We start from the raw sequence: 10,099 nt of genomic DNA on the forward strand, positions 1-10,099 counted from the left end.
CGTTCCCACGCTTTGCGTGGGAATGCCGCCATGGACGCTCTGCGTCCGCTTTTGGGACGCAGAGCGTCCCGGTATGCATTCTCACGCGGAGCGTGGGAATGATCATCATGCGACAACGCTCAGGCCGAACTCAGCCGAGGCATCCTGCAGCCACAACCACCAGTAATCCGAGAAGCTGCGACGGATCAGCAGTTCCCAGGTGTCTTCAGCCGTATGACGGATCACCAGTTGCGACTTGGCGAACACCGTACCCACGGCTTTGCCGACCGGGAAGTTGTTGGGGTGTACGTCGTAGCTGGTGGACTTCATCAGCACATCGCGCACATTCGGGCCGCTCAGTTCAAGAATCTGCTGGCCGCCGCTGACGTTGACGATCTGGATATGCAGGTCGCCCAGGGCGGCGCGCAGGTTTTGCTCGGCGGCAAACTCTTCACCGCTCGGCACAATCAACAGCCACTCATCCGGGCCGAGCCACTGAAGGCTGGTTTCACCTTTGAAGACCACGCTCAGCGGGCCGGGCAGTTCGATACCGACGGACTTGTGTACGCCGGCGGCGAAGGCGGCGTCGTGGCCATCGCCACGGATAGTCAGGTGGCCGAGGAGTTTCTTTTCACGCACGGTCACGCCGGCATTCTTGCGGCCCTTGCCGACCAGGCTGGCAAGGTCGGCATGGTGCAGCGACGACTCGGCCTTGGCGCCGGTGGTGGGGCGTTGTTGGTAAACATTGGCTGCTGTCATAAAGCACCTGTTCTGAATTCTGTTGATCGTTCCCACGCTCTGCGTGGGAATGCCGCCATGGACGCTCTGCGTCCGCCCTTGGGGCGCAGAGCGCCCCGGAATGCATTCCCACGCAGAGCGTGGGAACGATCAGGTGTCAGACGTTCTGCCGATCACCTTTGGGGTCAAAGAACACCGAAGACACAATCTCGGCTTCGATCACGCTGCCATCCGCTTGCGGCGAGAACACCCGCTCACCGATGCGCTTCAAGCCGCCCTTCACCACACCCATGGCAAACGAATAGCCCAGGGAGTTATGCGCATAACTTGAGGTAACGTGACCCACCATCTTCATCGGAATCGTCTGCTTCGGATCGAACACCAACTGCGCGCCTTCCGGCAGCCACACGTTCGGGTCGATCGGCTTGAGCCCCACCAACTGCTTACGCTCTTCACGCACGCAGTCTTCACGGTTCATCCCGCGCCAGCCGATCCACGAGAACGGCTTGGTACGGCCAACGCACCAGCCCATGTTCAGGTCGTCCGGGGTCATCGAGCCGTCGGTGTCTTGCCCGACGATGATGAAGCCCTTCTCAGCGCGCAGTACGTGCATGGTCTCGGTGCCGTATGGGGTCAGGTTGTACTTTTTGCCGGCCTCGACGATCTTTTCCAGCACACCCATGGCGTAGTCGGCCTGCACGTTGACTTCGTACGACAGCTCACCGGTAAACGAGATACGGAACACCCGCGCCGGCACGCCGCCCACCAGGCCTTCCTTCCAGGTCATGAACGGGAAGCCGTCCTTGTCCAGGTCGATGTCGGTGACTTCACTGAGCAGCTTGCGGCTGTTGGGGCCCGACAGGGTCATGGTTGCCCAATGGTCGGTGACCGAGGTGAAGTACACCTTGAGGTCCGGCCATTCGGTCTGCTGGTAGATTTCCAGCCACTGCAGCACGCGGGCGGCGCCGCCGGTGGTGGTGGTCATCAGGAAGTGGTTATCGGCCAGACAGGCCGTCACGCCGTCGTCGAAGACCATGCCGTCTTCCTTGCACATCAGGCCGTAGCGCGCCTTGCCCACGTCGAGCTTGGTCCAGGCGTTGGTGTAGATGCGGTTGAGGAACTCGCGGGCATCCGGGCCCTGAATGTCGATCTTGCCGAGGGTGGACGCGTCCAGCAGGCCGACACTGTCACGCACGGCCAGGCATTCGCGCTTCACTGCGGCGTGCAGGTCTTCACCGTTACGCGGGAAATACCACGGGCGTTTCCACTGGCCGACGTCTTCAAACTCGGCGCCGTTCTTCACGTGCCAGGCCTGCAGCGCGGTGTAGCGTACCGGCTCGAAGATATGCCCACAGTGACGGCCCGCTACGGCGCCGAACGTCACCGGCGTGTAGTTGGGACGGAACATGGTGGTGCCCATCTGCGGGATGGTCACGTTCAACGAACGGGCGGCGATGGCCAGGCCGTTGACGTTACCCAGCTTGCCCTGGTCAGTGCCGAAGCCCAGCGCGGTGTAGCGTTTGACGTGCTCCACCGACTCGAAACCTTCGCGGGTGGCCAGTTCGATGGCGGCGGCGGTCACGTCGTTTTGCAGGTCGACAAATTGCTTTGGCGCCCGTGCGGTAGCTTTTTCGTGGGGCACCTGGAACAGCGCCAGGGTGGGTTCTTCAAGACGGCTCAAGGCTTTTGGCAGCGTGCCTTCAACCGGGGCAAAACCGGCTTCGCTGGCCGCACGCACGCCGCCTTCAAAGCCATCGGCGAGGGAATCGCCAAGGCCGTAGACACCGTTGATGCCACCCACGCACACGCGCTTTTGCGGTGCTTCGCCCGGTACAAACCCGAGGATATCTTCACGCCAGGTCGGCTTGCCGCCCAGGTGAGAGGCCAGGTGCACCACCGGGCTGTAACCGCCGGAGCTGGCGACCAGGTCGCAGTCCAGCCACTCGCCGGGGCTGGTGACTTTGTGCGCCTTGACGTCGATGGCTGCCACGCGGGCACCGGTCACGTGCTTACTGCCACGGGCCTCGATCACGGCGCTGCCGGTGAGGATGCGAATGCCTTTGGCGCGAGCTTCTTCAACCAGAGCCCCGCGTGGGTTGTGGCGCGCATCGGCCACCGCAACAACGGTGAGGCCCGCATCGAACCAATCCAGCGCAACGCGATAGGCATGATCGTTGTTGGTCGACAGCAGCAGCTTTTTACCCGGTGCCACGCCGTAGCGACGCACGTAGGTAGACACCGCACCCGCGAGCATATTGCCCGGCACATCGTTGTTGCCATACACCAGCGGACGCTCGCACGCACCGGTGGCCAGCACCACACGCTTGGCACGCACACGGTGGATACGCTGACGCACCACGCCAATCGGCGCACGGTCACCGAGATGGTCGGTGAGACGCTCGTGAATGGTCAGGAAGTTATGGTCGTGGTAACCGTTGACGGTGGCGCGGGGCAGCAGCACCACGTCCGGCAGGGCTTTCAATTCGGCAATGACGCCGGCAACCCATTCAGTGGCGGGCTTGCCGTCGAGGCTTTCGCGGGAATCGAGCAGCGAACCACCGAACTCTTCCTGCTCGTCGGCAATGATCACCCGAGCCCCGCTGCGCGCAGCGGCCAGCGCAGCCGCAAGGCCCGCAGGGCCTGCGCCCACGACCAGCACGTCGCAATGACGGTTGAAGTTGTCGTAGGTGTCCGGGTCGTTCTCGGTGGGCGAACGGCCAAGGCCTGCCGCCTTGCGGATGTACTTCTCGTAGGTCATCCAGAACGATTGCGGGTACATGAAGGTTTTGTAGTAGAAACCCGGCGGCATCAGCTTGCCGCCGACCTTGCCGAGAATCCCCATCATGTCGTTGTTCACGCTCGGCCAGCCGTTGGTGCTGGTAGCAACCAAGCCTTGGTACAGCGCCTGTTGGGTGGCGCGCACGTTGGGGATCTGCGTGGCTTCGGTGGCGCCGATCTGCAGCACCGCGTTCGGCTCTTCGGCGCCCGCGGCAAAGATGCCCCGTGGGCGCGAATATTTGAAGCTGCGGCCAATGATGTCGACACCGTTGGCCAGCAGGGCTGCGGCCAGGGTGTCGCCTTCAAAACCCTTGTAGCTCTGACCGTTGAACGTAAACGTCAGGACTTTATTACGGTCGATGCGGCCACCGTTGGACAGGCGATTGATCTGGCTCATACCTTCTCTCCAGAGGCCTTGGCGGTGAACTGAGGCTTCTCACCGATCTTGTAGGTTTCAAGAATTTCGTAGGTCACAGTGTCGCGGGTGGCGTTGAAATACTGGCGGCAACCGGCGGCATGGATCCACAGTTCGTGGTGCAGGCCGCGCGGGTTATCGCGAAAGAACATGTAGTCGCCCCACTGCTCGTCGGTGCAGGCATTCGGGTCTAGCGGGCGCGGGATGTGCGCTTGGCCGGACGCGTGGAATTCCTCTTCGGAGCGCAGTTCGCCACAGTGAGGACAGAAGATATGCAACATAGGGGATTTCTCCTGTTAGTGGGCGACGGCCGCAGCGCCGTGTTCGTCGATCAGCGCACCGTTGTGGAAACGGTCGATGGAAAAAGGTGCGGCCAGCGGGTGCATTTCACCCTTGGCCAGGCTGGCGGCAAACACGTTGCCTGAGCCTGGGGTGGCCTTGAAGCCACCGGTGCCCCAACCGCAGTTGAAGAACATGTTCGGTACCGGCGTCTTGGAGATGATCGGGCAGGCGTCCGGCGTGGTGTCGACGATGCCGCCCCACTGGCGGTTCATGCGCACCCGCGACAGCACCGGGAACATCTCGACGATGGCCTGGATGGTGTGCTCGATCACTGGGTACGAACCGCGCTGGCCGTAACCGTTGTAGCCGTCGATACCGGCGCCGATCACCAGGTCGCCCTTGTCGGATTGGCTGATGTAACCGTGCACCGCGTTGGACATGATCACGCTGTCGATAATCGGCTTGATCGGCTCCGACACCAACGCTTGCAGCGGGTGGGATTCGATCGGCAGGCGAAAGCCCGCCAGCGAGGCCATGTGCCCGGAGTTACCGGCAGTGACCACACCCACGCGCTTGGCGCCGATAAAGCCCTTGTTGGTTTCCACACCGATGCACACGCCGTTTTCCTTGCGGAACCCGATCACTTCGGTCTGCTGGATCAGGTCCACGCCCAAGGCGTCGGCAGCGCGAGCAAAGCCCCAGGCCACGGCATCGTGACGGGCCACGCCGCCGCGACGTTGCACGGTGGCGCCGAGCACGGGGTAACGGGTGTTCTTGGAGCAATCCAGATACGGGATTTCGTCGGCCACTTGCTGGGCATTCAGCAGCTCGCCGTCCACACCGTTGAGGCGGTTGGCGCTCACGCGGCGTTCGGAGTCACGGATGTCCTGCAGGGTGTGGCACAGGTTGTACACGCCACGCTGGGAGAACATCACGTTGTAGTTCAGGTCCTGGGACAAACCTTCCCAGAGTTTCATAGCGTGTTCGTACAGGTGCGCCGACTCGTCCCACAGGTAGTTGGAACGCACGATGGTGGTGTTGCGCGCGGTGTTACCGCCGCCCAGCCAGCCTTTCTCGACCACCGCCACGTTGGTGATGCCGTGTTCCTTGGCCAGGTAGTAGGCGGTCGCCAGACCATGCCCGCCGCCGCCGACGATGACCACGTCGTAGACCTTTTTCGGGGTCGGCGTGCGCCACATCTTCTGCCAGTTTTCGTGGTGGCTGAGGGAGTGCTTGAAGAGGCCGAAGCCCGAGTAGCGTTGCATAGTCATTACTCCAAAACCGCGCTCAGCGATAAACCGGGAAATCAGCGCACAGGGCAGACACGTGCTTGGCCACGTTGGCCTCGACGTCGGCGTCGCCGAGGTTGTCGAGGATGTCGCAGATCCAGCCAGCCAGCTCGATGCACTGCGGCACCTTGAAACCGCGCGTGGTCACCGCCGGGGTGCCGATGCGCAGGCCCGAGGTCACGAACGGCGACTGCGGGTCATTCGGCACGGCGTTCTTGTTGACGGTGATGTGGGCGCGACCGAGGGCGGCATCCGCCTCTTTGCCGGTGAGGCCCTGACGGATCAGGCTGACCAGGAACAGGTGGTTATCGGTGCCGCCGGACACTACATCGTAGCCGCGTTTGATAAACACGCTGGCCATGGCCTGGGCGTTATCGATCACTTGCTGCTGGTAGGCCTTGAAACCGGGCTCCAGCGCTTCCTTGAAGCACACCGCTTTGCCGGCGATGACGTGCATCAGCGGGCCGCCCTGGGCGCCAGGGAAGACGGCGGCGTTGAGTTTCTTTTCAATCTCTTCGTTGGCCTTGGCCAGGATCAGACCGCCACGGGGACCGCGCAGGGTCTTGTGGGTGGTGGTGGTGACCACATCGGCGTACGGCAGCGGGTTCGGGTACAGGCCGGCGGCGACCAGGCCGGCGACGTGGGCCATGTCGACGAACAGCAGCGCGCCTACTTTGTCAGCGATAGCGCGGAAGCGTGGGAAATCCAGGGTCTTGGAGTAGGCGGAGAAACCGGCCACGATCATTTTCGGCTGGCACTCGACGGCCAGACGCTCGACTTCGTCGTAGTCGATCAGGCCGGTGTCGGTGTTGATGCCGTACTGCACCGCGTTGTACAGCTTGCCCGAGGACGACACCTTGGCACCGTGGGTCAAGTGACCGCCGTGGGCCAGGCTCATGCCCAGGATGGTGTCGCCCGCATTGATCAGCGCCAGGTACACGGCGCTGTTGGCGGACGAACCGGAGTGTGGCTGTACGTTGGCGTAATCGGCGCCGAACAGTTGCTTGGCGCGCTCGATGGCCAGGGCCTCGACCTTGTCCACGTGCTCGCAGCCACCGTAGTAGCGCTTGCCCGGGTAGCCTTCGGCGTATTTGTTGGTAAGGCCACTGCCTTGAGCTTCCATCACGCGCTTGCTGGTGTAGTTCTCCGACGCGATCAGCTCGATATGATCTTCCTGGCGCTGTTCCTCGGCATTCATCGCCGCCAGCAGTGCGTCGTCATATCCCTGGATCTGGTCTTGTTTGCTGAACATCGCGTCTCTCCCAGCCTTTCGTATTGTTGAGGCCCTCGCAGGGCCCTTTGATGCGATGGTAGGGCTGGCGCGTGCGGGCCAAATGCCTGCGCACGCCACGCAAAGGTGCGTTTACGACATGGCCTGAGCAAATGCTAACTGGGTGCCTACAAACTGTAGGAGCGAGCTTGCTCGCGAAAAACCTGAGGGCGCCGCGTTCAATCAGGCAGCCCGCGTTATTGTTGACGTTTTTCGCGAGCAAGCTCGCTCCTACAAGGGCTAGGCAATGAGCTTGCGAACGAGTAGCAACAGAAGAAAATGCATGGGATACAGGGCATAGGCCCAGCGTCGCATGGCGGGGGGGTCGGCGTTTTTGCCATGTCGCAATAAGACCAATCCTGCCAGCGGCGCAATCAGACATGCAGCCAACCCCGACAGCGCCACAAGCGTGCCGCTATTGAGCAGAATCTGCCACTGATTGGCGGCGACGCAGACTAAACCCGGCAGCACGCTGAAATACCAGGGCCGGCGAAACACCAGCAATAACGCCAGTGGCAGCAATACACCAAAGAAACCGAACATCAACTGGTGTGAAAACACGGCCGCCATTGTGACGGCGATCAGCGCCAATCCTCGATCAACCAACGCCTTTTGCTGCCAACCTCGGGCAACCAGCATGCCCAGCGCCAGGGTCGGCAACACGTTCAAGGTATCGGCATCTTCGATGAACATCCGATAAGGCACTTCGCTGATCACGCTGAACAGCAGCAACCAACCCAGGTAGCGCCAATGGCCCGTCACTGGGGCGTAACGGACACGGTGCAAATTGGCCGCAATCGCCAGGCAAAACCATGGAAACGCCAGGCGCCCCGGCACGTATAGCCCATCCAGGCTCAGCCCCACATAGCGCAAATGATCGAGCACCATACTCAACAGCGCCAGCCACTTGAGCAGATCCAAAGCGCCATCTCGGACAGGTCCGACAGGCAAGGTTTCAGTACCGTGCATAATTCCCCAACGACTTTGCATTTACAGTGCGTGCGTGCCCCCGGCAATCTTGGGTAAAGTGCGCACCAACATCGACCACAGGAACGGGCCATGACCGACAAGAGCCAACAATTTGCCAGCGACAACTATTCCGGCATCTGCCCGGAAGCCTGGGCCGCCATGGAACAAGCCAACCAGGGCCATCAGCGTGCCTACGGCGATGATGAATGGACCCACCGCGCCGCCGACGGTTTCCGCAATCTGTTCGAGACCGACTGCGAGGTGTTCTTCGCCTTCAACGGTACGGCTGCCAACTCCCTGGCGCTGTCCTCGTTGTGCCAGAGCTACCATAGCGTGATTTGCTCGGAAACTGCCCACGTCGAGACCGACGAATGCGGCGCGCCGGAGTTTTTCTCCAACGGCTCCAAATTGTTGGTTGCCCGCACCGAAAACGGCAAGCTGACCCCGGAGTCGATCCGTGAGATCGCCCTCAAGCGCCAGGACATCCACTACCCCAAACCCCGCGTCGTGACCCTGACCCAGGCCACCGAAGTCGGCAGCGTGTACACCCCGGAAGAAATCCGTGCCATCAGCGCCACCTGCAAGGAGCTGGGCCTGAACCTGCACATGGACGGTGCCCGCTTCGCCAATGCCTGTGCATTCCTGGGTTGCTCACCGGCCGACCTGACCTGGAAAGCCGGCGTCGACGTGCTGTGCTTTGGTGGTACCAAAAACGGCATGGCGGTGGGTGAAGCCATCCTGTTCTTCAATCACAAACTGGCTGAAGACTTCGACTACCGCTGCAAACAGGCCGGTCAGTTGGCGTCGAAAATGCGCTTTCTTTCTGCGCCATGGGTGGGCCTGCTGGAAAATGACGCCTGGCTCAAGCATGCACGCCACGCCAACCATTGCGCGCAATTGCTGAGCAGCCTGGTAGCGGATATTCCCGGCGTGGAATTGATGTTCCCGGTACAGGCCAACGGCGTGTTCCTGCAACTCTCCGAACCCGCAATTGCAGCGCTGACCGCCAAGGGCTGGCGTTTCTACACCTTCATCGGCAAAGGCGGTGCGCGCTTCATGTGTGCGTGGGATACGGAGGAAGAGCGTGTAAGGGAATTGGCTGCCGATATTCGGGAAGTGATGAACGCTTAACGTACGAATTCGGCCAGTTGGTACTGGCCGATTGCTGAGACTGTTTTTTGATATTTCTGAGAGCCACGCAGCTCGTTTTCATTGTCTAGCCTCTCGTTACCCGCAAGGAAAACGCAGCGGTAACTGCCACCTTGCGGGTTTCACCGCCAGCCGAATAATCGGCGGCAAAGGCACATCAATGGAGAGCTTTATCATGGAATATCAAAGCAATGGCAACACACTGCAAAGCGGCGGCAGCACTAGCACCACGGTCATTGACTGGGATGAGTTCAGGAAACACGCCAAGGTCGGGGACACCATTCAGGAGTCATCAAGGACGCTGACCATCTACGACAAAGCCTACGAATTGACAAACTCAGGCCAGCACTTCGTTGTCCATATCTATGCCCAATAACTGTTAACACCTAAGGCTCGCGTCGCAGATTCCCGACCTGCGACGCGACGCTGAATCATGATCGTTCCCACGCTCCGCGTGGGAATGCCTCCTCGGACGCTCCGCGCCCACCCGAAATCAAGGATGAACACGTGGGCAGAAGCCGCTATGTCATCACCGAACCCGAAAAACCCCACTTCCTCACCTGCACTGTCATGGAATGGCTCCCTCTCTTCACCCGCAACTACCTGGTGGACCATCTTCTGGATTGCTGGCGATATCAACAAAGCAACCACGCTTTAAACTTGTTTGGTTACGTCATCCTGGAAAATCACCTGCACTTTATTGCTCAAGCGCCCGATCTGGGAAAGTGCGTCAGCCAATTCAAATCCTTCACCGCCCGCACCATCATTGACGACCTGCAAAGCAAAGGCGCGGAGCGGGTATTGCAGCGCCTGCGTTTCTGCAAGCGTGCACACAAGACAGATCGTGTTTATCAACTGTGGCAGGAAGGTTCACATGCGGAGTTGGTTTACAGCGAGGCTGTCATGCGCCAGAAGCTTGATTACATCCATCACAACCCCATAAAGCGGGGCTATGTGGACCTGGCTGAACACTGGCGTTACTCCAGCGCGCGCAACTATGCAGGTATGCCAGGCCTGATCGACATCCAACCTTGGCTCTGAAGATCCGCGTGCCCCTTCCCTTACGACGGGACGCGGAGCGTCCCAGGTGGCGTTACCACGCGGAGCGTGGGAACGAGCATGTGCCTGCTGCCGGAAAGATCGTTCCCGCGCTCCGCGTGGGAATGCAGCCCGTGACGCTCCGCGTCACCCCTCAACTGCGACGGGACGCGGAGCGTCCTGGGAGGCGTT

The 10,099-nt window shown here is 60.9% G+C and carries 9 protein-coding genes; 3 read left to right on the forward strand and 6 right to left on the reverse strand.

Annotated elements, in window-relative coordinates; all coding sequences use genetic code 11:
- Positions 1-105: 105 nt before the first annotated feature.
- The 6 genes from GIV26_RS23270 to GIV26_RS23300 form a co-directional block, all read right to left on the reverse strand.
- The gene (locus tag GIV26_RS23270; protein ID WP_236282381.1) at positions 106-738 is read right to left on the reverse strand and encodes a sarcosine oxidase subunit gamma; all 633 of its coding nucleotides are present in this window, start codon (positions 736-738) and stop codon (positions 106-108) included.
- A 136-nt stretch (positions 739-874) separates the two neighbouring features.
- Positions 875-3,892: a sarcosine oxidase subunit alpha gene (locus GIV26_RS23275; RefSeq protein ID WP_236282383.1), complete on the reverse strand. Its 3,018-nt coding sequence runs from the start codon at positions 3,890-3,892 to the stop codon at positions 875-877.
- Positions 3,889-4,191: a sarcosine oxidase subunit delta gene (locus GIV26_RS23280; RefSeq protein WP_003194855.1), complete on the reverse strand. Its 303-nt coding sequence runs from the start codon at positions 4,189-4,191 to the stop codon at positions 3,889-3,891. Before GIV26_RS23280 ends, GIV26_RS23275 begins: the two co-directional genes overlap by 4 nt.
- Positions 4,192-4,206: 15 nt before the next feature.
- Positions 4,207-5,457 carry a sarcosine oxidase subunit beta gene (locus GIV26_RS23285; protein ID WP_003176546.1) on the reverse strand — a complete coding sequence of 417 codons (1,251 nt, stop codon included), beginning with the start codon at positions 5,455-5,457 and terminating at the stop codon, positions 4,207-4,209.
- A 22-nt stretch (positions 5,458-5,479) separates the two neighbouring features.
- On the reverse strand, positions 5,480-6,733 hold the full coding sequence (gene glyA / locus GIV26_RS23290; RefSeq protein ID WP_236282385.1) for a serine hydroxymethyltransferase: 1,254 nt from the start codon (positions 6,731-6,733) through the stop codon (positions 5,480-5,482).
- Between the two features lie 258 nt (positions 6,734-6,991).
- Complete coding sequence (locus GIV26_RS23300) at positions 6,992-7,720, reverse strand: TraX family protein (protein WP_057976537.1); 729 nt, start codon at positions 7,718-7,720, stop codon at positions 6,992-6,994.
- Between the two features lie 90 nt (positions 7,721-7,810).
- Between GIV26_RS23300 and GIV26_RS23305 the strand changes: the two genes are divergently transcribed.
- The 3 genes from GIV26_RS23305 (at position 7,811) to GIV26_RS23315 (ending at position 9,910) form a co-directional block, all read left to right on the forward strand.
- On the forward strand, positions 7,811-8,851 hold the full coding sequence (locus tag GIV26_RS23305) for a threonine aldolase family protein (RefSeq protein WP_003194862.1): 1,041 nt from the start codon (positions 7,811-7,813) through the stop codon (positions 8,849-8,851).
- Positions 8,852-9,044: 193 nt separating this feature from the next.
- Positions 9,045-9,245, forward strand: a complete 201-nt coding sequence (locus GIV26_RS23310; RefSeq protein ID WP_034129068.1) for a hypothetical protein — start codon at positions 9,045-9,047, stop codon at positions 9,243-9,245.
- 131 nt (positions 9,246-9,376) lie between these two features.
- The gene (locus GIV26_RS23315) at positions 9,377-9,910 is read left to right on the forward strand and encodes an REP-associated tyrosine transposase (RefSeq protein WP_003194866.1); all 534 of its coding nucleotides are present in this window, start codon (positions 9,377-9,379) and stop codon (positions 9,908-9,910) included.
- The last annotated feature ends 189 nt before the right edge of the window (positions 9,911-10,099 follow it).

Origin of the sequence: Pseudomonas sp. PA-1-3F, from assembly GCF_021609665.1 — a bacterium.
GTDB classification, from domain to species: Bacteria; Pseudomonadota; Gammaproteobacteria; order Pseudomonadales; family Pseudomonadaceae; genus Aquipseudomonas; species Aquipseudomonas paracarnis.

Coding starts and splice junctions, on each gene's coding strand:
- GIV26_RS23270 (WP_236282381.1), bottom strand. CDS start 738: ATGACAGCAGCCAATGTTTACCAACAACGCCCCACCACCGGCGCCAAG.
- GIV26_RS23275 (WP_236282383.1), bottom strand. CDS start 3,892: ATGAGCCAGATCAATCGCCTGTCCAACGGTGGCCGCATCGACCGTAAT.
- GIV26_RS23280 (WP_003194855.1), bottom strand. CDS start 4,191: ATGTTGCATATCTTCTGTCCTCACTGTGGCGAACTGCGCTCCGAAGAG.
- GIV26_RS23285 (WP_003176546.1), bottom strand. CDS start 5,457: ATGCAACGCTACTCGGGCTTCGGCCTCTTCAAGCACTCCCTCAGCCAC.
- glyA (WP_236282385.1), bottom strand. CDS start 6,733: ATGTTCAGCAAACAAGACCAGATCCAGGGATATGACGACGCACTGCTG.
- GIV26_RS23300 (WP_057976537.1), bottom strand. CDS start 7,720: ATGCACGGTACTGAAACCTTGCCTGTCGGACCTGTCCGAGATGGCGCT.
- GIV26_RS23305 (WP_003194862.1), top strand. CDS start 7,811: ATGACCGACAAGAGCCAACAATTTGCCAGCGACAACTATTCCGGCATC.
- GIV26_RS23310 (WP_034129068.1), top strand. CDS start 9,045: ATGGAATATCAAAGCAATGGCAACACACTGCAAAGCGGCGGCAGCACT.